Source organism: Flavobacterium sp. NKUCC04_CG, assembly GCF_019345525.1.
GTDB lineage: Bacteria > Bacteroidota > Bacteroidia > Flavobacteriales > Flavobacteriaceae > Flavobacterium.
On sequence record NZ_JAHKRA010000007.1, the window covers coordinates 88,083 to 109,823 of the forward strand.

Genomic DNA, 21,741 nt, shown 5'->3' on the forward strand with positions numbered 1-21,741 from the left:
GAAAAAGCCACCCGCTAGGGTGGCTTTTGTTTTATTTAGACAATTCTGTAAAGTATTTATAGAATAAAGGAATGGTTTCAATTCCTTTAAGGTAATTAAAGACACCAAAATGTTCGTTTGGCGAGTGAATAGCATCACTGTCTAAGCCAAACCCCATCATGATAGACTTGGAGTTTAATTCCTCTTCAAATAGGGCTACAATGGGAATACTACCCCCAGAGCGAACCGGTATAGGCGTTACTCCAAAAGTATCGCTATAGGCCTTAGAGGCTGCTTGGTATCCGATCGAGTCTGTAGGTGTTACATAGCCTTGTCCGCCGTGATGTGGTTTTACAAGCACTTTAACGGATTTAGGAGCTATACTTTCGAAATGTTTTTTAAATAATTCAGTAATCTCTTCCCAGTCTTGATTGGGAACTAAACGCATGGATATTTTTGCAAATGCTTTGCTGGCAATAACAGTTTTGGCACCTTCACCAGTATATCCACCCCATATTCCATTGACATCTAGAGTCGGGCGTATAGAATTTCTTTCGTTAGTGTCGTAACCGGATTCGCCATATACTTCTTCAATATCTAAAGCTTTTTTGTAGTTGTCTAATGAAAAAGGTCGTTTGGCCATGGCTGCTCTTTCTTCCTGAGATAGTTCCTCCACTTTGTCGTAAAAACCGGGTATGGTAATGCGGTTGTTTTCGTCGTGTAAAGACGCTATCATTTTTGTTAATACGTTGATCGGGTTGGCCACAGCACCGCCGTATAGTCCGGAATGTAAATCGCGGTTTGGTCCGGTTACTTCGACTTCTACATAGCTCAATCCTCTTAGCCCTGTGGTAATGGACGGTTGCTCGTTGGAGATCATTCCCGTATCAGAAATTAAAATCACGTCGTTTTTTAATTTTTCTTGGTTTCTTTTTACAAACCAGCTTAAGCTCACAGATCCAACTTCTTCTTCGCCCTCGATCATAAATTTGACATTACAAGGTAGTGCGTCGTTTTGAATCATATATTCCAAAGCTTTGACATGCATAAACATTTGTCCTTTGTCGTCACAAGCTCCACGAGCAAAGATAGCTCCTTCAGGATGAATCTCTGTTTTTTTGATGACCGGTTCGAATGGTGGAGAAGTCCATAATTCGATTGGATCAGCCGGTTGTACGTCATAATGACCATAAACAAGAACAGTAGGTAAATTTTTATCGATTATTTTTTCGCCGTAAACAATAGGATATCCTGGTGTTTCGCAGATTTCAACTAAGTCACATCCAGCCTTTTCAAGATTGGCTTTTACTGCTTCTGCTGTGTTTATAACGTCTTGAGAATAAGCGCTATCTGCGCTAACGGAAGGTATTTTTAAGAGCTCAATGAGTTCATTAAGCAAGCGTTCTTTATTTTCTTCTACGAATTGTTTAGAATCTTTCATGGTTAAAATGGATAAGTTGTCATTAATCATCACAAAGCTAATAATAAAAAAATATTATTTTTTTCTTGGATATTAAATTTCAGTTCGTATATTTGCAACCGCTTACTGAAACAAAAGCCGCGGGTGTGGTGAAATTGGTAGACACGCCAGACTTAGGATCTGGTGCCTCACGGTGTGAAGGTTCGAGTCCTTTCACCCGCACAAAAGACCTCTTCGAAAGAAGGGGTCTTTTTATTTATAACTATTTTTAATTCGTGTGATACTTTGTTATTTAGAAGGAGTTGCTTAATTTTATAAGTATCGTTTTTAAATTCAATTGCTATGGGGGAAATTTTATCTCAGTTATTGGAATATGAGATTTATGCTGGTAAATCAATAACAGTTACAATTGGTACCGTATTGTTTGTCGTATTCACTTTGGTATTGACACGTTATGGGCTTCAATTTTTAAAAAAAACGGTACTCAAAATTTCTTCTATAGAAGACAGTGGACGGCTAACAAGCGCATTTAATTTTGTAAACTATTTTGTTTATGTTATCATGTTCTTTTTTATACTGAATTCCATCGGTGTAAATATCAATATGTTTTTAACGACTTCCGCTGCACTCTTTGTAGGTTTGGGTTTGGCACTTCAGAAGATATTTCAAGATTTGATTGCGGGGATTTATATCATGATGGATAAAACACTTACAGTTGGAGATGTAATCCACATCAATGATGAGGTAGCTCGCGTTAAAGTGATCAAATTGAGGTCAACTATAGCTGAAACTCGTAATAGAAAGATTATCGTGATTCCCAATCGAAAGTTTATCGACGATATTATAAATAACTGGACCCAAGACGATGAAGTTATTCGGGCGCGCATCGATGTGGGGGTTTATATCGGTACCGATGTTGAAAAAGTGCGTGAGGTTTTGTTGAATTGCGCCGCTATCTGTGAAGATGTAATGAAAGAACCTGAACCTTTGGTATTTCTAGATCAATTTGGCGAATCTTCAATTCGATTTATACTGTATTATTTTATTAATAATTCCTTTGATAACGATCGTATAGCTAGTACTATTCGCTTCGAAATTGATAAACAATTTAAGGAAAACAACATCAAACTTCCCGTGCCCGTTTTACGTGTACAACCTTTAGAAGTTCCTGTACAAACGATGTTGTAATCCAAATGGAATTGTAGCTTATTTGCTTTTTAGTTTCTTCAAGGTCTCCTCTATGGTGTTCATTCTGTTTTGTATTTTTAAAGCAGCTGCATCCAAAGTATAACCTTCATCCAATAATTCTTTGATTAGCAGCATTTTTTTGATGTTTTCGTAGTCGTATCTGCGGTTTTTTCCTTCCTCCTCGGTTAAGCTTTTTATAATACCCTTTTCTTCCCAATAGCGAATTTGTCTAGTAGGTAAGTTGGTTATTTGTGCCACTTCACCGATTCCTACTATAAGTTTATTTAGAAATTCGTAATCGAATGATAGGGCTTTATCTTTTTCTTTCATTGTAATTTATTTCCAATTGTTGTTGTAAATGTAAAAATCTTTTGCGTCATTTGCAATTGTAGATTATTTACAATCAAAGAGTATTAATTACAAATATTGACAAAATGAAGCAAATTGGATTTTTAGTAATGACAGTAATCAGTTGTAATTCACAAGAAGTAAAATTTGATGAGCAGCAGCTGTATCCTCAGTTGGAATATTTTAAAAGTAAAGTGCCCATTCCGAATGGTTTCACTCAGAGTCGCGTGACTTTAGTTGAAGTTGATCAAAAGAACGCCTATTTATTTCGTTATGAAAAGCCCATTAACAACGGGTTACTACAAGAGCATTTTTCATTTATTGTTACTGTGGATAAGCCTTATCGTATTTTGGGATTTAGCTGCATGGATGTCAAATATGCCGATAAAGAGCTGTTGTCGGAAGCGCGTGTGCGCGAAATTGCAACGGCATTTTTATTGAATATGGACGCGGATTTGGCGCGTAATTTGGAGAATTTATGGATTGAAAGTCATGGTGAAAGTGTTATCATAGACGGGAAGGAGCAGCGTATTGTTGGAATGAAATACAAATGCTATCGCAAATCACATAACGATTATGCTTGGGTGATTGTAGGTCATGACGCTAGTGTAATTACATTTGAACGCGATATTATTTGGAATAACGCGATGAGTGTTCGCGTAACTAATGCCTGGTTGCACGATCAGTGGGTACTCAATAACGCTAAAGAGTTATAATGATGTTGTCAAATAAATACGCAGTAGTGACGGGTGGAAGTGATGGAATCGGTTTGGCCATTGCAACAGCGTTTGTAAAAGAAGGGGCACATGTTTGTATAGTAGGTCGCAATCAGCTAAAGTTGCAAGAGGCTAGAGAAAATCTTGCTGCCTTTGGTAAAGAGGTGGTTTGTTTAGCATTTGATTTGACTCAAGTAAACGAGATAAAGGTATTGGCAGCCCAGATTTTAACTGTTTTTCCAAGAGTGGATGTATTGGTGAATAATGCCGGTATGGGGCATTTTTCGCCTTTTTTGGATACGGACACAGCCTTATTGGAAATGCACTTGGATTTAAATGTAAAAGCACCTTATTTTTTGACGCAAAACTTGATGAAATCCTTAATTGAGAGTGGGGGAAATGTGATTAATATATCGTCTTATTTTTCGCATAGAATGTTGCCCGGTCGCGATAGTACGGCCTATTCGCTAACTAAAGGAGCTTTGGATTCTTTTACTAAGGCTTTGGCATTTGAAGTTGGAAAGCGTGGTGTTCGGATTAACGGCATTGCTCCGGGTAGTATTCAAACGGATTTGTTTCAGACCAATTTAGAAAAGTTAACCGTTGAAGAGCAGCGGACTTTTGAAGTGATGGTAGGGACGATTTATCCGTTGGGTAAAATTGGAGTTCCCGATGACATTGGTAGCATGGCGGTTTTTTTGGCTTCCGATAGCGCTAAGTGGATAACAGGAGCTATGATGGCAGTAGATGGTGGATTGACGACGAATTGATAGAAACGGAACTAATTTTATTCTTTTTTAAAGTGGAAATTTCTCAATAGTCTGCACATTGATGTATTTTTGTATGCTTATAATTTTTCCATATGGCTGCACCGAGAAAAGTGGTTAGACGAAAACCGAACTCCAAAAAAACAAATAAAAAGAAATTTCGATTGACAATCCATCATTTTAAGTGGATCGCGGTCGCTATGGTGTTTATTGGTTTGGGAATTTGGTTTGGGATCAGCTTTAAGGATGGTATTAAATATTTTTTTAGCGAAGAACGTAAAAAGGCTGCGGAAACCAGTGTTTTTGATATTCGAAACGTGGAAGTCTTAAAACGCCATTCCGGTAAAGTTTTGGGTTTCGATATTTCGCATTATCAAGGCGATATTCAATGGGAACATATAGATATGATAAACAATGAGTTTCCGTTGGAATTTGTCTTTGTAAGAGCTACAATGGGAAAAGACGGCATCGATACGGCTTTCCTAAAAAACTGGCGTAGCGCGCGTGCTAATAACTTTATACGAGGTGCTTATCACTATTACCGCCCGAATGAGAATTCTATGGAACAAGCCCAGCATTTTATTCAAAATGTAAAATTGGGAGAGGGCGATTTTCCTCCGGTTTTGGATATAGAAGAATTGCCTAAAAATCAATCGATGGACAGTTTGATTTCCGGACTTAAGCGATGGATGAATGTTGTGGAATTGCATTATGGTGTTAAACCGATTTTATATTCGGGAGAGCATTATTTTAATAAGCACCTACAAAAAGCTTTTCCTGATTATATCGTTTGGATTGCCAATTACAATTTTTTTGTAGAAGATATTAAGCCGGAGTGGCATTTTTGGCAATTTACCGAAAAGGGTATAGTGCCGGGTATAGAAACCAAGGTAGACGTCAATATTTATAATGGGAATAGAAACGAACTTCGTAAGATTCTGATTCATTAATCATAGGATGTGAAGCCGTGTGATTGAGTTTGGCGTTTATAAATTTTACCTTATGGCAAGATAATAGAGGTTTCGATACAAGTGGGTAACTGATTGAGTTTTTATCTAATGGACAATTAGTTGAAAGTGTAGTTGGGTGCTTGATTTATTAAATCCGCAGTTACTTTTTTACATCCAAGGCATCTCTTAAAGTGTTGCCGATCAACATAAAGGCCATGACCAACAAGAACATAGCTATACCCGGTATCATGGCGAGATAGGGTTTTCCCAATAAAATATAGTTGTAATTTTCTTTGATCATCGAGCCCCAACTTGGTACGGGAACTTGTGCGCCCAATCCTAAAAAACTCAATCCGCTTTCCACTAAAATTGCAGAGGCAAAATTGGCTGCTGATATAACAATTACGGGGGCCATGCAATTGGGTAAAACATGCCTGAGTATGATTCTAAGGTCATTGTATCCCAAAGCTCTGGCTGCAGTAACGTATTGTTGTTCTTTGACGCTGATGACTTGCCCTCGAACTACTCGGGCAACTTCTACCCACATGGTGAGTCCAACTGCGATAAATACTTGCCAGAATCCTTTACCAAGTGCAAGTGTAATAGCGATGACTAATAATAAAGTTGGTATGGACCATACCATATTGACTATCCACATGATTAGTGCGTCTATTTTGCCGCCGTAATATCCGGCTAAAGCTCCTAAGGAAACACCGATGATTAGAGATAATGTTACGGCAACAAACCCAATTGCAAGTGATACTCTTGAACCAATAACCAGTCTGCTGAGAAAGTCACGGCCTTGATTGTCTGTTCCGAGTATAAAGTATTTTTGGTCAATATTGTCTTTGATGATGTTGTTGGGCTTTTGATCGACAAAAGATGTCAAAGCAAGAGCCTTTTTTTCTGCAGTAAGCGGATGATTGCTATAGCTGGTATAGTGAATTGAATCCTTGGTGAAATAATAATTGCTTATCGGTATTACTGTCGGTTGATCCTTGCGTCCAACAAACCAAGATTGCCAATTGTATTCAAGTGGTTTTTCGGATGGTAAGGCCAAAGTGGTAACGGTAAAACCGGGTGCTTTAGACCGCAACGAAAGGTCGCCTGCATTGGCATTTTGAGTTTTGTCGGGTACGATTACATAAGCAAAGATGGAAATCACACTCAATACGACGACAAACCAGAAAGACAAAACGCCCCAAAAATCCGATTTGAATTTTTGGAGCGCTAATTGATTGTTAGAAATGCTTTTATCAGACATTAATCTTAATGCTTCTCAGCTAGTTTAGTTTTTTTGTTTGTAAAATCAGTTGTATTTATAGGTGCTCCTTTGTATAGGTCTTTCAAGATATTTACAGCCTCTTCTACATAGACATCACTAGCTAAAGTTTCGTGCCATCTGTTTCTTTTGTTTTCTAATATGGTATCCGTTTTAAATTTCTCTAATTCATAAGGAAGTGAGTTAAATTTTAAATGGTTGTTATATTTGGAAATCGCTTTAAATTTTTTAGCTTTTTGCTCTACTTCTTCTTGTTTTAGTTTGTATTTATCGTAGTTCAAACTATATATTTTTTCGTCTTTTCTTTCGTTGATCCATTTTGCATTCTCGGTAATCAGTTTAAACTGCTCGTTGGTAGCAATTCTCTTCTTACTGTTGTTGATGGCTGGTTGAAAGTCATTTTTTAATGGCGTATAGTTAGCACGATCGATTTTGTCCCACGGCATGGCATTGGGTATGTCGCGTTCGCCCATGTCGATAAAAGAAAAACGATCCGGTAAAACGACATCACTTAAGACACCTTCGCGCTGTGTTGAGCCTCCATTGATTCTATAGAATTTTTGAAGGGTTATTTTTAAGGCACCCAAATCACCATAAGGCTGTTGCGCTTTTAATAAATCACTTAAACTGATGATGTTTTGAACGGTTCCCTTACCGTAGGTGTGTTTGCTACCGATAATAATTCCTCTTTTGTAGTCTTGTATGGCTGCGGCAAAAATTTCCGAGGCTGAAGCCGAGAAGTTATTAACCAATACGACTAACGGGCCTTCCCATTGCACTTTGGCATCGCGGTCAAATAAGACGTCTTTTTTACCTTTTGACGATTTTACTTGAACAACAGGACCTTGTTCTATAAATAACCCGGCCATATCAACCACGGTTTGTAGTGAACCACCGCCGTTATTTCTTAAATCCATAACGATACCATCAACATTTTGTGCTTTTAAGCGTTCGACTTCTTTAGCGACATCTTTAAATGCATCGCGGTTGTCTTTGTTTTCAAAGTTGATGTAAAATTTAGGCAGCTGAATCAATCCGTAGGTTTGGTTTCCGTTTTTGATAAGACTTGATTTGGCATAGGTTTCCTCTAGTTCGACTACTTCTCGAATTATAGATATAATCACTACGGTACCATCAACTTTTTTAACGGTCAAGCGAACTTCTGATCCTTTGCGACCTTTGATTTTTTTAACCACATCTTCCAATCGCATACCAACGACATCGACAGCCTCTTCATTACCTTGAGCGACTTTGAGGATGATATCACCGGCTTCCAATTCTTTACCTCTCCAAGCAGGTCCGCCCGGAATCAATTCTGAAATTTCCGTTACGTCGCCTTTCTTTTGCAATTTGGCTCCAATTCCCTCGATAGTTCCGCTCATACTGGCGTCGAATTTCTCTTTGTCTTCCGGTGCCAAATAGGAAGTATGCGGGTCAAAGCGCTCTACAATACTGTTGAGGTAAATGGTAAACCAGTCTTGACGTTGTAATTCGTCTATAAATCCGAAATATTCGTTTAATGACTTCAGCGTAGCTTCTCTGGCTTCAATTTCCAATTCTTCAAAGCTCTTTTTTTCTACCGGCTTACTGTCTTTTTTCTTGGTTTCTTTTACATAGTCTTCCGAGTCTTCTTCAAATTCGTCGGTAGCTATTTCTTCGCCTTCTTGTAGCTTGATTTTATCTGAAATAGTTGATAAAACAGATAGTTTAAGTTGTTTTTCCCAACGTTTTTTCAAGGCTTCTTCATCGGCTGAAAACGCTTGTTTGTCGTAATCGGCATCGAAGGTTTCGTCCGTATATAAATTAAAAGGTTTGCTTAAGATATCTTTATATATGAGTTGAGCGTCTTTCATTCGTTGCACGATTCTATCGTGGGTTAGATTGAAAAAAGACAAATCTTTTAAATTAATCATATCGTCAATTAAGAATTCGTATTTAGCAAATTCATCAATGTCGGCCTGAGTAAAGAAACGCTTGGTAGGATCCAAGGATTTGATATATTCTTTATAGACTTCTTTGGAGAATGAATCGTCGATTTTTACGGGGTCATAATGGCCTTTTTCAAGTAAATACGTAATCATTTCCAATAATAATTGGTCTTTTTCAGGATTGTCCTTAGGTTCTTTGGGCATAAAACTCCACAACAGAGTTGATATACCTAGAATGAGTAGTATTATCTTATAGTTTCTTTTCATAAATGACCAAATGGTGTTCATCAATTAATTTTCATCTAAAGTAAGGAATTTATTAGAGACTTGGATTGAGGGCTCCAATAATATTTTGTTAAACCTTATTGTTAAAATTCAAAGAATAGGTTGGGTTTTGAAGGGGTCGAGTTAAAGTGTAACCGTGTTTATTTATATATTTATTACTTTAGCGAAAGTAAATAAAATATTACAATGAAACAAAAACCTTTAATATTAGTTACCAACGACGACAGCATCGTGGCACCGGGTATTCGCGCCTTGATAAAAGTGATGAAAGAAATTGGCGAAGTGGTAGTGGTAGCACCAGATAAGGCACAGTCTGCTATGGGGCATGCAGTCACTATTAACAGCACTTTATCCATTGAACGCGTTGCTATTGACGCCGATTTAGAGCAGGAATACAGTTGTTCAGGAACGCCTGTTGATTGTGTGAAGATTGCGATGGATCAGATTTTAACACGTAAACCGGATATTTGCGTATCGGGTATCAATCACGGTTCAAATTCGTCGATTAATGTAATCTATTCCGGTACGATGAGTGCTGCTTTAGAAGCGGGTATGAGCGGTATACCTGCCATAGGTTTTTCCCTTCAAGATTTTAGTTGGAATGCGAATTTTGATGAAGTCATGACTTATGTGAAGAAAATTACTTTAGAAACCCTAAAGAATGGTTTGCCAGAAGGAATTGTGCTCAATGTCAATTTCCCCAAATTAAAAGAAGCGGATATTTTGGGAATTAAAATATGCCGACAAGCCAAGGCCACTTGGCAAGAGAAATTTGATAAACGCGTAAGTCCTCACGGTAAAGAATACTATTGGTTAACCGGTGAGTTCGTCAATCAAGATAAAGGCGAAGATACCGACGAATGGGCTTTGAAAAACGGCTATGTTTCTGTGGTTCCAGTTCAATTTGATTTAACGGCTTATCACGCTATTCAGCAATTAAACCGTTGGGAATTATAATGAAGCGGATTGTAGCGATTGCTTTGGGTTTTTTGTTGGGCGTTTTGGTTACATTTATAGGGAGCGCGATCTTTGTGTACTTCAGTTTAAGAATAAATCCGTTGACACAATTTAAGCTGTTGCTTTACAGCGGTAGTTTAGGTAAGATTCTCGTGATTGGCAGTGTGCTTAATTTGATTTTGTTTTGGTATTTTATTAAAAAAAATCAAGATTTAAAAGCTGGAGGTACTATCTTAGCAGCTGTGATTTTAACGATTTTGACGCAATTGGTTTAGATGTAACTTGTTGGTTAACAAGAGGCAGTCTGGGTTTGTATTGGAGGTTTAAAAAAAATAGGAATAGCTATATATGAAATATTATATTATTGCAGGAGAAGCTTCTGGAGATTTACACGGTTCTAATTTGATGAAGGCATTGCTAAAACAAGATCCGCAAGCCGATATCCGATTTTGGGGTGGTGATTTGATGCAAAGCGTAGGTGGTACTTTAGTAAAACACTACCGCGAACTTGCCTTTATGGGGTTTGCAGAAGTAATTCAAAATTTAGGCACCATTCTTAGAAACATTTCGACTTGTAAAAAGGACATAGAGGCTTTTAACCCCGATGCCATTATCTTTATAGATTACCCCGGTTTTAATATGCGGATTGCTTCATGGGCAAAGAAAAAGGGAATACCCACCCATTATTATATCTCACCACAAATTTGGGCTTGGAAAGAAAACAGAATCAAATCGATTAAACGCGATGTTGATCATATGTACGTTATTTTGCCTTTTGAAAAGGATTTTTACGAAAAAAAGCATGGTTTTCCAGTGGAATTTGTAGGGCATCCACTTATAGATGCTGTTGCGGAATACAGAGCAACGGCCGATCCACTGTTTCGACAAAAACATCAATTGGACGAACGTCCAATAATTGCTTTGTTGCCTGGAAGTAGAAAACAAGAGATCACCAAATTGTTGTCGCAGATGTTAACTGTGGTACCGCATTTTGGGAATTTTCAGTTTGTTATAGCTGGAGCTCCAAGTCAGGATTTTGAATTTTATAAGCAATTTCTGACCAATACAAACGTAAGGTTTATTTCCAATGAAACTTACGGTTTGTTAAATGTGGCTTATGGCGCATTGGTAACTTCGGGAACAGCAACCTTGGAAACCGCTTTATTTAAAGTGCCCCAGGTAGTTCTCTACAAGGCAAATCCCATCTCATATCAAATTGCAAAGCGAATTATTACTTTAAAATTTATTTCTTTAGTCAATTTAATTATGGATAAAGAGGTGGTTACCGAATTGATACAAGAAGATTGTAATAGCAAGCGCATACGTGCCGAGTTTACTAAGATTATTCAAAGTCAAGGTCGTGAGAAAATGTTGCAAAATTATGATATACTGATAGATAAGCTCGGTGGGGAAGGAGCGAGTGAATTAACGGCTAGATTAATTAATAAAAATTTATGAGTTGTTTTTTAAAATAAAATTCTATATTTGTGAGATAACAACATTGATAATTATGAAAACGTACGCTTCCGCCTTCTTAATTGTACTGCTGTTATTGTCTGGACGAACGCATGCAAGTTCCTTGCAAAAAGTCACTTTAGATAATATCACGCCTGCAAACAATCCGCCTAAGAATAACAATAAAGGGAAAAAGGGTAAAACCACTTCTGCTAAGAGTAAAGAAATTGCTGGAATTGAGACTAAAGAAATTAGTGTCGAGGAATTGGGTAAAATTCTAAACGAAATAGATGAAACCAGCCGTAAAGAAGATACGGGTAGTTATTTGACAGAACAATTGCTAAATGTAGCGGAGGACTATAAAGGAGTTCGTTACCGATTTGGAGGAACTTCAAGAGATGGAATGGATTGTTCCGGATTCGTAAGCACCGCTTTTAATGTTTTTGATATTACTTTGCCTAGATCTTCAAGAGATATGGCATCCATGGGACAAAAAATCAATTCTTCTGAAGCGCAAAAGGGAGATTTGATATTTTTCAAAACAGGGAAAAAATCTAGAATTAGTCACGTAGGAATTATAGTTGAAGTCAAAGGTGAAGAAATCAAATTTATACACTCTTCGACCTCAAAGGGGGTGATTGTGTCTTCACTTAGTGAAGCTTATTACAACCGTACTTTTGCACAGATAAATAGAGTTTACGAAAAACAGCTTTTATAGTTAAAAATAGTCTAACTATTTGATAAACAACGAAATTTCAATATCTTTCTATATGAAGATATTGAAATTTCCTTTTTTAAGCCTTTCTGTATTCTTTGTTGCAGGCATATTGACTTATCCTTTCTTGGTTATGTCCAGCTCTTTGTGGTTGGTTCTAGTCGGCTCTTTTTTAAGCTTGATTTTTGTAGGGGGTAAAATTTTTATATCCAAATACTTCCGACTGATATATTGGTTGCTTTATGCGCTGCTGTTTTGGAGTATTGGCTTATGGACTATGTCCTTACACGATAGTAAGAGTCATAAACAACATTACATCCACCTTCGTGCTACCGATAAAAAAGATTTTTTAACACTCATAGTCACCGAGAAGTGGAACACCACAACCTATGGCACTCGTTATTTAGCGAATGTAAAGATTTGCAACGCGAAACAAACTTTTGGAAAAGTATTGGTTGTGGTTCCCTACCACTATCAACTAGAGCCTTTTAAAGTAGGCGAAGTTCTAAGTGTCTATCAACGCATTGCGCTTGTACGCGCGACTCGCAATCCTCATCAATTCAATTACCGATTATTTTTAGAGCAACACGACATTTATGGGCAAGTATATCTAGACAGGGATAATTTTAAATCGCGGGGTATCGAGGCTAGTCTAAACTCCATAGTAGCCCATTGGCGCGAGTTTTTAATAAAGAGCTTTGATATGCATCGGTTTTCGCCTGAGGTATCGGCCTTTGTGAATGCGTTGCTCTTTGGACAAAAGCAGGATTTGTCTCCAGAGACTAAAGCAAATTTTAGGGACCTGGGAATTATACACGTTTTAGCGATTTCGGGGTTGCATATCGGTATTATATATTTGGTATTACAACAATTGCTAAGACGATTGGGCTTTAGTACTCCATACATCTATCGCATAGCAACAGTGTTGTTGTGGTTGTTTGCCCTTATTTCCGGTTTTGCAACCCCTGTAGTTAGAGCGGTTTTTATGTTTAGTATAGGGGCTTTTATTTATGGAATAAGGCGCTCATCCAGCTTGTACAATAGTTTGGCTATAACCTTGGTGGTGCTGTTGAGTTGTAGCCCCAATTATATTTATGATGTTGGTTTTCAATTGAGTTTTTCAGCGGTTTTTAGTATCGCCTTTTTTTACTCAATCTTCGCTACTTTTACTAGTTCGAAATGGTGGGTCCTTCAGTATTTTAAAGAAATTGTAGCTGTATCCTTAGCCGTTCAAATCGGTGTATTACCGCTAATAATCTATTATTTTCATCAGATACCTCTGTTGTTTTTGGTGGGAAATATAATCGTTATACCTTTAGTAACAGTCATACTAATTGGCCTTATTTTATTGTTGGTCTTGAATTTTTTTTGGAAGTCCTTGGCACTTATTTGGGGATGTATTGTCGCTTTTATAATTAATGCTATGAATTCTATAGTCGTCATGTTATCGCAATGGTCTGACTTTAATTTGAAGCAGCTTTCGTTTAATGTGTTTTTAACAGCGATTTCTACGCTATGGCTGTTAGGTGTTGTTTACGGATTAAAAAGGCGGCGGACAGGCGGTATGCGGCTTAGCTTGTTGGTTACACTCGTCTTTCAGTTATGTTTTATGTTTACGGTCATACTCGATATGCAAAAAGAGGAGCGTTTCTTGCTATATCACAGAAATCACATCACTTTTTTATTTAAGAAACCCTTTCAGTTGGAGGTGTATTCGAATGATACAGCCGTGATGAAGTCGTCGATAATATCGGACTATAGGCATCGCAATTTTACGGGTATAGATCGGTATATGGCCCTCAATAATTTGATTAGAGTAGGTGATAAAAGGTTGCTTATAATAGATAGCTTGGGGAATTACAAAACAGCTATAAGTGCAGATGTTTTATTGTTTAGCGGCTGGTCTAAAATCAATTATGACCGGGTACTGGCACATCACAATCCGAGTTTGGTTTTGATAAATGCGGATTTTCCCTTTTGGGAGTCCAAACGACTTGTTCAAGTGTGCCTAAAAAAAAATATCCCTTTTCACAGTGTGTCGGAAAAGGGATATTATCAGTTTAAATGATAGATTATTTGATTTCTGCTAAGAGTTGTTGTGGCACTTTATAACCTACCAATGTTTTCTTAATACTGCCATCGCTATCGATAATAACCATCGAAGGATATCCTGGAATTCTCAAAAAACCCGTAAACTCATGCATAGCATTTCTACCTGCTCGGTTTGCGTCGTAATTGGGGTTGGAGAATTTTTTTCCATCAAATTCAATCTTCTCTTCCCCTTCTGCATTAAATTTAACAGCATAAAAATCACTGTTAATCAGTTTAATGACTTCGGAATCTGTAAAGGTGTTTTTATCCAGCATCTTACAAGGGCCACACCAATGGGTATAGACATCCATAAAAATGGGTTTTGGTTTTTTTTTCTGAGCGTTAATCGCTTCTTGAAATGTCATCCATTTAATTTCTTGTGCTTGAGTGGTTACTCCAGCCAAAGCGATTACTAAAAGCAATAATATTTTTTTCATATTTTATGGTTTTATTAAATCGTATTTTATTTTACACCGTGCATTAATTTTTTCAAGAACGGGTTGAGCAACATAACTAGTAAACCAGCTACGATAGGCACTACCGTAAAGATCAAGAAGAAGGTTGAAAGCGAATAATTATTGGTGATATTCTCAATTTGACCTCCTAATATAGCCGCTAATTTATTACCAACAGCAATCGCTAAATACCACATACCAAACATAAAGGCTATCATTCGTGCCGGTACTAATTTGGAAACATAAGACAAGCCTACTGGAGACAAGCAAAGTTCACCTAAAGTATGGAATAGATAAGCTAATATCAACCAAACCATAGATACCTTAACACCTGTAGCTACATTGTGAGAACCATAAGCTAATAAACCAAATCCAATAGCCATTACAATCAATCCCAAACCGTATTTAACAGCGGCTGGTGGATTGTATTTACTATCCCAAACTTTAGAAACGATAGAAGCGAAAGTAATGATAAAGAAAGAGTTTAAAATAGAGAACCAGGAAACGGTAATTTCAGAAGATTCTGCTGTGAATTCTTGATATAACATCCAGATTGCAACAGCCCAAACCCCTAAGAAACAAACCGCTAAAACGATGTTTGATCCCGGTATTTTAGCCCAAGTTTGTTTACCTAAAAGAAGTAGTACCCAAGATATAATCAATAAGGGAACTATAGTTAATAAGGTGTTGATGATATTAAATGCCGTAAGTGCCGATCCCTCTAAAGCGCGATCCACGTTATCTCTTGCGAAAATAACCAAAGACGATGCTCCTTGTTCAAAAGACATCCAGAAAAAGATGGTAAAGAAAGCGAAGATGATAACGGCAATCATACGGTCTCTAATAATTTTAGTATATCGAGACAGACGGCTGATGATTAAAAAGATAAAGGCTACTAAAGCGAATAAGATAGCAATGCTTTGTCCGTCTATTCCCTTGTACTCAAACGGGAATAAATTGATGTTTGCAATTCTAAATAACGGATCATTTATAGCGTATAAAAGACCGATTACCGTTGTAATGGCGATTAAAACATAATCAACCATAGTAAATGGATTCGGTTTGTCGTCTTCGTGATTGGTAATTGCATTTGCTGTAGCTATAGCCAATTTTTTCTCTTTTGTTGGAACTTCTCCGATATTTCCGAATAACGGTTTGGCCAACCAGAATTGTAAAGTACCTAACAACATAAAAATACCGGCTAAACCGAATCCCCAATGCCATCCAATTTTTTCAGCTAAATATCCACAAAGCATCATCCCGAAGAAGGCACCTGCATTTACACCCATATAGAAAATGGTATAAGCACCATCTTTTTTCTCTGGGAATTTTTTATACATTTCCGAAAGAATAGAAGTCATGTTTGGTTTAAAGAAACCAGTTCCAGCAACTAAAAGTCCTAAACCAATATATAACATCATTGGTGTGTCTAAAGCCATAGCAGCATGTCCCAAGGTCATGATGGTGGCTCCGACAACGACTGCCCATCGGTATCCGATATACTTGTCGGCAATGATACCACCAAAAATAGGAGTTATATAAAGCAACATAGCATAGGTACCGTATAGAGCACCTGCATTTTCGGCAGACCATCCCCAACCTGGATTATCGCTTAATAACGACATGGTTAAAAATTGAATCAATAGGACTCTCATTCCATAGAACGAGAAACGCTCCCACATCTCTGTGAAAAACAAGACAAATAGTCCCGAGGGATGCCCTAGGACTGTTGATTTAAAAAAGTTTTGTTCTGTTGTTGTGTCTTCTGACATAATTATAGTGATATAAGTGAATGTTCTTATTTAACTTCTTGCATTAGTTTACGGATAAAAGGAGAAATCAATATCAAGAGAATTCCCGCTACAACCGCATAAACTCCGAGTTCTTTATATCCGTCGGTATATGCAATAAGGCTGTCTAAGTTGCTAGTGCCTGCTTTCGATGACGACATATTGGCACCAATTATACCTGCTGCATATTGTCCATACGCGCTTGCCAAAAACCACATTCCCATCATCATTCCCTGTAAATTAGCCGTAGATAATTTGGTCATGATAGATAGACCTATTGGTGAAAGACAAAGTTCTCCAAAGGTGATGATTAATAAAGCGATGGTAAAGAAGTCTAAGGAAGTAATTCCAGCTGCATCGGCAAATAAACGGGTAGCAAACAAGGCGTAATACCCCAATCCCAACAAGAGAAATCCAAGTCCAAATTTGACAACGGTATTGGGTTCTACTCGTTTTTTGGATAGCCAAATCCAAAATAATCCAAGTAATGGCGCTAAAAGGATGATAAAAAAGGCCCCTCCAGAATTGTTTACTCCGTTTGGATCAAGTGGAATTCCCAAAACAGTATTGCTTAGGTTTTTCGCTGCAAAAATACTTAGAGATCCTCCGGCTTGTTCGTATATACCCCAAAATAAGATGGAGAATAAGATGAATATTAAGGCGGCAAACAATTTTTTTCTTTCAGCTGCTGTCACCTTGGTCATCTCATAAAATAGATATAATAAAGTTGCAGGGCCGATAATGGCCATAAAATAATCGGTATACTGCGTATTGTCAATCATCTGGATAATGACAGGGACCATAGCAAGTGTAACGGCATAGACAGCAATTTCTTTCCAAAGCGGTTTGTCAACCTGACTACCATTTTCTAATACGTCTTTAGGCTGAAGTCCGATTGGACCCAGTTGTTTTTTGGTGAAATGAAAGTTTATTAAGCTGATAATCATTACAAAAGCAGCCAATCCAAAGGCAACATTCCAACGGTGTTCATGTCCAATAAGATCAGAAAACAGTTGTCCTTTTCCAATAGCGATACACAGATAACCACCGATCAAGGCACCCATGTTGATTCCGGCATAAAACAACGAAAATCCCGCATCGGTACGACTGTCTCCCTTTTTGTATAGATAACCTACCATAGTAGAGATATTCGGTTTAAAGAAGCCGGTTCCTATTACTGTAAAAGCAATACCTGTAAAAAAGAAAGTATGCGGCTCATAGGCCAAAATCAAACTCCCCACTATCATAAGGGCACCTCCCCAAAATAACGATTTTCTAAAACCAAGGATTTTATCGGCAAATAAACCTCCAATAAAAGTAAAGGCATAAACAAAAGCCTGAGTAGCTCCGTATTGTAGGTTGGCTTTACCTTCGTCAAAATTTAATTGATCGATCATAAAGAAAACCAACATTCCTCTCATTCCGTAAAAGCAAAACCGCTCCCACATTTCTGAGAAAAACAAACTCCAAATTTGCTTTGGATATTTGCCTTTGAAGTTTTGTATATCTTCTAATGTTTGTACCTGACTCATATGAGGGTGTTTATATATAATTGGATTAACGAATTCCGTGCATTAATTTTTTGAGTATAGGAGATAAAGCAATCAATACCAAACCAGCTGCTGCAGGTAATATGGCAAATATACCGAAGAAATAAGATATGGAATGTTCCGCACTTATTTTATCGATAAGTGATCCCGACAATCCCGCCAGTCCATTTGCAATAGCCGAGGCGCAGAACCACAATCCAAAAATCAAACCCAATAAGTTTTTAGGAGAAAGTTTACTCACATAAGACAAACCTACTGGAGACAAACACAATTCACCCGTAGTATGAAAGAAATACGCCAATACTAACCACAACATACTAACAGAAGCAGTTGCTGCTCCCTGAGGAATATCTTGTGATCCATAGGCCAATACGGCAAATCCGATACCTACTAAAATCAAACCTAAAGCAAATTTAATCGGACCCGATGGGTTCCATACTTTTTCCCATATTTTACTAAATGTAGAAGCTAGAGTAATGATAAAGAAAGAGTTTAATATCTGAAACCAAGAAGCGGTTATCTCCGTTTCTAAAGCATTAAATTCTCTCGTAATTTTCCAGATTCCCAAAGCCCATACTAAAATAAACGAGATAGCTGTGAAAATGATCGTAATAGGATATTTGCTATATATTTTTTTAGCTAATCCAACCAATACCCAAGTGATAATTACCAACGGGAATAGTGTTAAAAGCGCATCAATCCATTTAAAAATAGTACCCGCAGAGCCTTCTAATACACGTTGTGTATAATCTTTGGCAAAAATACTCATCGAACCTCCTGCTTGCTCAAACGACAAGAAAAAGAAGATACTGAAAAACATCAAAACGCCTACAACGATCAAACGATCTCTTTTGACGTTACTTGGAATTACTTCGTCTTCCGTTTCGACTCCCTTATTAATAGCTTCTCTTTTTTCTTTAGGAGATTCACCCACTGATCCAAATAATTTGGTCGCAAAATAGAATTGTAACATTCCGAAAAACATAAAAATTCCCGCTAAACCAAATCCATAATGCCATCCTACTTTTTCACCGATATAACCACATAACAACATACCTAAGAAGGCTCCTGCATTAATACCCATATAAAAAATAGTGTATCCTGCATCTTTCTTAGCACTGCTATCTGGGTAGAGCTGACCTACCATAGAAGAGATATTCGGCTTAAATAAACCGTTTCCGAGTATCATAAAAAGTAATCCTATATAAAAGAAATTCTGATTTATGCCTTCAAGAGCCATGGCAGCATGTCCTAAAGTCATGATCAATGCACCGAGTATAATGGCCTTTTTAAAACCAGTTAGCTTATCGGCAATGATTCCACCTAATAAAGGTGTAAAATACACCAACATCGTATAGAGTCCAAAAAGCTGCATGGCGTCTTCTCGAGTCCATTCCCAACCGCCATCAAGTACTTTACTAATCAAAAATATGGTCAGTAAAGCGCGCATACCATAGTAGCTAAAGCGCTCCCACATTTCGGTAAAGAATAAGACGAATAATCCTGCTGGATGTCCCATGACCATTTGGTCTCCTATACCTTGCTTGCTTAAATGTGCGATTAACTTTTTGTCTTCTTCCATGTTGTTGTTCTTAAGTTTGTATGCTTATAAATTTTTTGTTATAAAATCGGTCATTTTAGTGTACAGTTGTAAACGAGTTGCGCCACCGTAAATCCCGTGGTTTTTATCGGGATAAATCAACCAGTCAAACTGCTTGTTCTTTTGAATCAGGGCTTCTACCATCACCATGGTATTTTGCACATGAACATTGTCATCTGCGCTTCCATGAATCAACAGGTATTTTCCCTTGAGTTGATTGGCAAAGAATATAGGCGAATTTTCATCGTAACCCGATTCGTTTTCCTGAGGAGTTTTTAAATAGCGTTCCGTATAAATGGTGTCGTAAAAACGCCAATTTGTTACTGGAGCAACCGCGATTGCGGTTTTAAAAACATCCGCACCCTTTAGAATACAATTCGTTGACATAAAGCCTCCAAAGCTCCATCCCCAGATTCCAATTCTTGAGGGGTCAATATAGTTAAAATTTCCTAAATATTTAGCAGCTATAATTTGGTCTTCTACTTCGAGTTTACCGAGCTGATTTTGAGTTGATTTCTTAAATTTTGCACCTTTGAATCCTGTACCTCTTCCATCAACAGCTACCACGATATAGTCGTTTTGAGTTAACATAGCGTGCCAAAAGTCATTGGAATCCCACCATTTGTCCGCTACTTGTTGAGATCCAGGGCCGCTGTATTGATACATCAAAACCGGGTATTTTTTGTCGGATTGAAAGTTTGCGGGTTTTAAAATCCACGCATTCATCATGTCGCCATTTTCCGTTGGAATTTCTATAAATTCTTTTTTGGGTAAGCCGTATGCTTTTAATTTGTGGTCTAAATTTTCGTTGGAGACAATTGTTTTTAAGGTTTGTCCGTTTTTTGAATTTTTTAAGGTATAAACCGGAGCTTGTACGCTTGAAGAAAACGTATTGATAAACAAATCAAAATTGGGACTAAATAAGGCCGAATTTGTACCGGAGTCCGTTGTTAGTTGTTTTTTGTTTTTACCGTCTAATTGTATCGAAAACACATCGCGCTTGATGCTGCCTGTTTCAACTGATTGAAAATACAGGGTTTTTGTTTTTTCATTATAACCGTAATATTCGGTTACCTCCCAATTTCCTTTGGTAATCTGTTGCAGTAATTGTCCCGATTTAGAATAATGGTAAATGTGATTGTACCCATCCTTTTCACTGGTCCAAATAAAACTGTTATCTTGTAAGAAAGTAAGGTTGTCGGTAATGTCAATATAGGCATTATCGGTTTCGTTTAAAACGATTTTCGCACTGGCATCTTGAGCATTTACAAAAAGTAAATCCAAATTGTTTTGATGTCTATTGATGATCTGTACGCTTAAAAAGTTGGTTTCCTTAGTCCATTGAATACGTGGGATATAGAAATCGGTATAGTTTGATAGATTAACCCTGGCTGTTTTTTGGGTTTTAACATCGTATATATGTAGCGAAACCAAAGCGTTTTTTTCTCCTGCTTTTGGGTATTTAAACACGCTTTGAGTAGGGTATAGTGCTTTTCCATAAATATCCATAGAATATTCTGGAACTTCGGTTTCATCAAATTTAACATAAGCGATTTTGGTACCGTCGTTATTCCAAGAAAACTGACTAACTACAGCAAATTCTTCTTCGTAAACCCAGTCGGAAATACCGTTGATGATGTGGTTCTTTTTACCGTCGTTAGTAATTGGTACAACCGTTTTTGTTGCTATATTATAGTGGTATAGGTTGTTGTTATGTGCAAAGGCAATTTGCAGACCGTCTTTAGAAAATACGGGCTCCTGAATTGGGAAGTCGGCTACTTTTTGAATTTTTTTAGATGTTAAATCATAAACATAGTAATCCGCCGTGAATGATCGTCTGAAAATGGCCTCTGAATTGGTAGCAATTAAGATTTTCTTCTCATCGGCACTAAAGCTATAACTGTCGATACTTCCAATTTCAGAAAAAAGAGCTGTATCGAAAAGTGTGGCTACTTTTTTTAAGCTAGCGAAATCAAATAAATTAATTTGATAGCTCGAAGTAATCGGACTGTTTTCTACTAAAGAGTATTGGTTGGAATTCTTCATCGAATTCACGGATACCATTCTCTGAGATTGAAAAGATCCATTCCAAATTTCATTTAAAGAAATTTGTTTTTGACCAAATGCTACATTTAAAGCGATAAGACAAAATAAAAGCGTAGTCTGTATTTTATTCATTATAGTTTACTGTCAAAAAAACTTCCAATTTTAGTGAAAAAATATGAGCCTTGCCAGCTTTTTTTTTCAATTAACCAAAAAAAAGCC

The 21,741-nt window shown here is 37.3% G+C and carries 18 protein-coding genes and 1 tRNA gene; 10 read left to right on the top strand and 9 right to left on the bottom strand.

Annotated features, from left to right (window positions below; genetic code table 11):
• Positions 1-31 precede the first annotated feature (31 nt).
• Positions 32-1,420, bottom strand: a complete 1,389-nt coding sequence (locus tag KO524_RS07370; RefSeq protein ID WP_219292493.1) for a dipeptidase — start codon at positions 1,418-1,420, stop codon at positions 32-34.
• Positions 1,421-1,539: 119 nt separating this feature from the next.
• Between KO524_RS07370 and KO524_RS07375 the strand changes: the two genes are divergently transcribed.
• Together KO524_RS07375 and KO524_RS07380 are read left to right on the top strand one after the other, a co-directional pair.
• Positions 1,540-1,621 (top strand) — tRNA-Leu (locus KO524_RS07375).
• 120 nt (positions 1,622-1,741) lie between these two features.
• Positions 1,742-2,587 (top strand): mechanosensitive ion channel family protein, encoded by an 846-nt coding sequence (locus tag KO524_RS07380; protein WP_255555192.1) that lies wholly within the window; start codon positions 1,742-1,744, stop codon positions 2,585-2,587.
• 18 nt (positions 2,588-2,605) lie between these two features.
• On the opposite strand, the gene KO524_RS07385 is transcribed toward KO524_RS07380, so the two are convergent.
• Positions 2,606-2,917 carry a MerR family transcriptional regulator gene (locus KO524_RS07385; protein ID WP_219292495.1) on the bottom strand — a complete coding sequence of 104 codons (312 nt, stop codon included), beginning with the start codon at positions 2,915-2,917 and terminating at the stop codon, positions 2,606-2,608.
• Positions 2,918-3,021: 104 nt separating this feature from the next.
• On the opposite strand from KO524_RS07385, the gene KO524_RS07390 reads away from it, so the two are divergent.
• The 3 genes from KO524_RS07390 to KO524_RS07400 all read left to right on the top strand — a co-directional run bounded on the left by KO524_RS07390 (position 3,022) and on the right by KO524_RS07400 (position 5,368).
• A complete protein-coding gene (locus KO524_RS07390) occupies positions 3,022-3,651 on the top strand; it encodes a hypothetical protein (protein WP_219292497.1) in 630 nt (209 codons plus the stop codon).
• Positions 3,651-4,421, top strand: coding sequence for an SDR family NAD(P)-dependent oxidoreductase (locus KO524_RS07395; RefSeq protein ID WP_255555193.1), 771 nt, complete (start codon positions 3,651-3,653; stop codon positions 4,419-4,421). The genes KO524_RS07390 and KO524_RS07395 overlap by 1 nt, the downstream gene beginning before the upstream one ends.
• Before the next feature lie 92 nt (positions 4,422-4,513).
• Positions 4,514-5,368: a glycoside hydrolase family 25 protein gene (locus KO524_RS07400; protein WP_219292498.1), complete on the top strand. Its 855-nt coding sequence runs from the start codon at positions 4,514-4,516 to the stop codon at positions 5,366-5,368.
• Between the two features lie 160 nt (positions 5,369-5,528).
• Here the strand turns inward: KO524_RS07400 and KO524_RS07405 are convergent, their stop codons facing one another.
• Both KO524_RS07405 and KO524_RS07410 read right to left on the bottom strand, forming a co-directional pair.
• On the bottom strand, positions 5,529-6,632 hold the full coding sequence (locus tag KO524_RS07405; protein ID WP_219292500.1) for an ABC transporter permease: 1,104 nt from the start codon (positions 6,630-6,632) through the stop codon (positions 5,529-5,531).
• A gap of 5 nt (positions 6,633-6,637) precedes the next feature.
• On the bottom strand, positions 6,638-8,866 hold the full coding sequence (locus tag KO524_RS07410; RefSeq protein WP_219292502.1) for a carboxy terminal-processing peptidase: 2,229 nt from the start codon (positions 8,864-8,866) through the stop codon (positions 6,638-6,640).
• A 183-nt stretch (positions 8,867-9,049) separates the two neighbouring features.
• On the opposite strand from KO524_RS07410, the gene surE reads away from it, so the two are divergent.
• From surE to KO524_RS07435, 5 genes are all read left to right on the top strand, one after another.
• A complete protein-coding gene (gene surE / locus KO524_RS07415; protein WP_219292504.1) occupies positions 9,050-9,820 on the top strand; it encodes a 5'/3'-nucleotidase SurE in 771 nt (256 codons plus the stop codon).
• Positions 9,820-10,095 carry a hypothetical protein gene (locus KO524_RS07420; RefSeq protein WP_219292506.1) on the top strand — a complete coding sequence of 92 codons (276 nt, stop codon included), beginning with the start codon at positions 9,820-9,822 and terminating at the stop codon, positions 10,093-10,095. Before surE ends, KO524_RS07420 begins: the two co-directional genes overlap by 1 nt.
• A gap of 73 nt (positions 10,096-10,168) precedes the next feature.
• Positions 10,169-11,278: a lipid-A-disaccharide synthase gene (lpxB, locus tag KO524_RS07425; protein ID WP_219292508.1), complete on the top strand. Its 1,110-nt coding sequence runs from the start codon at positions 10,169-10,171 to the stop codon at positions 11,276-11,278.
• A 52-nt stretch (positions 11,279-11,330) separates the two neighbouring features.
• Positions 11,331-11,993, top strand: coding sequence for a C40 family peptidase (locus KO524_RS07430; protein ID WP_219292510.1), 663 nt, complete (start codon positions 11,331-11,333; stop codon positions 11,991-11,993).
• A gap of 52 nt (positions 11,994-12,045) precedes the next feature.
• Positions 12,046-14,058: a ComEC/Rec2 family competence protein gene (locus KO524_RS07435; protein ID WP_219292512.1), complete on the top strand. Its 2,013-nt coding sequence runs from the start codon at positions 12,046-12,048 to the stop codon at positions 14,056-14,058.
• Positions 14,059-14,062: 4 nt separating this feature from the next.
• On the opposite strand, the gene KO524_RS07440 is transcribed toward KO524_RS07435, so the two are convergent.
• From KO524_RS07440 to KO524_RS07460, 5 genes are read right to left on the bottom strand one after another with little or no spacing between them, the layout of a single operon-like run.
• Entirely contained in the window at positions 14,063-14,518 is a 456-nt protein-coding gene (locus KO524_RS07440) for a thioredoxin fold domain-containing protein (protein WP_219292514.1), read from the bottom strand.
• A gap of 26 nt (positions 14,519-14,544) precedes the next feature.
• Complete coding sequence (locus KO524_RS07445) at positions 14,545-16,308, bottom strand: peptide MFS transporter (RefSeq protein WP_219292516.1); 1,764 nt, start codon at positions 16,306-16,308, stop codon at positions 14,545-14,547.
• 26 nt (positions 16,309-16,334) lie between these two features.
• Positions 16,335-17,858, bottom strand: a complete 1,524-nt coding sequence (locus KO524_RS07450; protein ID WP_219292518.1) for a peptide MFS transporter — start codon at positions 17,856-17,858, stop codon at positions 16,335-16,337.
• 25 nt (positions 17,859-17,883) lie between these two features.
• Entirely contained in the window at positions 17,884-19,458 is a 1,575-nt protein-coding gene (locus KO524_RS07455) for a peptide MFS transporter (protein ID WP_219292520.1), read from the bottom strand.
• Between the two features lie 24 nt (positions 19,459-19,482).
• The gene (locus KO524_RS07460) at positions 19,483-21,654 is read right to left on the bottom strand and encodes a S9 family peptidase (RefSeq protein ID WP_219292522.1); all 2,172 of its coding nucleotides are present in this window, start codon (positions 21,652-21,654) and stop codon (positions 19,483-19,485) included.
• Positions 21,655-21,741 lie beyond the last annotated feature (87 nt).

Bases quoted from the DNA above. Each gene is read 5' to 3' on its own strand.
- KO524_RS07370 (WP_219292493.1), bottom strand. From the start codon at position 1,420: ATGAAAGATTCTAAACAATTCGTAGAAGAAAATAAAGAACGCTTGCTT.
- KO524_RS07380 (WP_255555192.1), top strand. From the start codon at position 1,742: ATGGGGGAAATTTTATCTCAGTTATTGGAATATGAGATTTATGCTGGT.
- KO524_RS07385 (WP_219292495.1), bottom strand. From the start codon at position 2,917: ATGAAAGAAAAAGATAAAGCCCTATCATTCGATTACGAATTTCTAAAT.
- KO524_RS07390 (WP_219292497.1), top strand. From the start codon at position 3,022: ATGAAGCAAATTGGATTTTTAGTAATGACAGTAATCAGTTGTAATTCA.
- KO524_RS07395 (WP_255555193.1), top strand. From the start codon at position 3,651: ATGATGTTGTCAAATAAATACGCAGTAGTGACGGGTGGAAGTGATGGA.
- KO524_RS07400 (WP_219292498.1), top strand. From the start codon at position 4,514: ATGGCTGCACCGAGAAAAGTGGTTAGACGAAAACCGAACTCCAAAAAA.
- KO524_RS07405 (WP_219292500.1), bottom strand. From the start codon at position 6,632: ATGTCTGATAAAAGCATTTCTAACAATCAATTAGCGCTCCAAAAATTC.
- KO524_RS07410 (WP_219292502.1), bottom strand. From the start codon at position 8,866: ATGAACACCATTTGGTCATTTATGAAAAGAAACTATAAGATAATACTA.
- surE (WP_219292504.1), top strand. From the start codon at position 9,050: ATGAAACAAAAACCTTTAATATTAGTTACCAACGACGACAGCATCGTG.
- KO524_RS07420 (WP_219292506.1), top strand. From the start codon at position 9,820: ATGAAGCGGATTGTAGCGATTGCTTTGGGTTTTTTGTTGGGCGTTTTG.
- lpxB (WP_219292508.1), top strand. From the start codon at position 10,169: ATGAAATATTATATTATTGCAGGAGAAGCTTCTGGAGATTTACACGGT.
- KO524_RS07430 (WP_219292510.1), top strand. From the start codon at position 11,331: ATGAAAACGTACGCTTCCGCCTTCTTAATTGTACTGCTGTTATTGTCT.
- KO524_RS07435 (WP_219292512.1), top strand. From the start codon at position 12,046: ATGAAGATATTGAAATTTCCTTTTTTAAGCCTTTCTGTATTCTTTGTT.
- KO524_RS07440 (WP_219292514.1), bottom strand. From the start codon at position 14,518: ATGAAAAAAATATTATTGCTTTTAGTAATCGCTTTGGCTGGAGTAACC.
- KO524_RS07445 (WP_219292516.1), bottom strand. From the start codon at position 16,308: ATGTCAGAAGACACAACAACAGAACAAAACTTTTTTAAATCAACAGTC.
- KO524_RS07450 (WP_219292518.1), bottom strand. From the start codon at position 17,858: ATGAGTCAGGTACAAACATTAGAAGATATACAAAACTTCAAAGGCAAA.
- KO524_RS07455 (WP_219292520.1), bottom strand. From the start codon at position 19,458: ATGGAAGAAGACAAAAAGTTAATCGCACATTTAAGCAAGCAAGGTATA.
- KO524_RS07460 (WP_219292522.1), bottom strand. From the start codon at position 21,654: ATGAATAAAATACAGACTACGCTTTTATTTTGTCTTATCGCTTTAAAT.